Annotated in this window: 1 protein-coding gene; it reads left to right on the top strand. The window is 43.7% G+C overall.

From position 1 onward, the window contains the following. A partial coding sequence (locus tag AAEZ18_RS19430; protein ID WP_352256083.1) for a TonB-dependent receptor plug domain-containing protein occupies positions 1-245 on the top strand: 245 nt, incomplete at both ends.

Here is a 245-nt window from a genome sequence, read left to right as displayed (position 1 = left end):
GCGTGGGACTTCGCTCACAATTTGTAGACCCTATTAACCCATCTGTAGGCTTAGTTATTGATGGTATTAACTATTCTGGTCTTGGTGGCAGCTCATTATTATTTGATATAGACCAAGTAGAAATTTATCGTGGCCCACAAGGTACACGCTTTGGCGCAGATGGTATGGCCGGTATGATCCAAATGGGTTCAGCTAAAGCCACGAGCGATCCAAGTTTAAAATTACAAGTAGGTGCTGGCACATAC

It is taken from the genome of Pseudoalteromonas sp. 19-MNA-CIBAN-0066 (assembly GCF_040308705.1).
GTDB classification, from domain to species: Bacteria; Pseudomonadota; Gammaproteobacteria; order Enterobacterales; family Alteromonadaceae; genus Pseudoalteromonas; species Pseudoalteromonas nigrifaciens.
The sequence above is the reverse complement of the archived record's forward strand: the minus strand, read 5'-3'. Positions and strand labels throughout refer to the sequence as shown.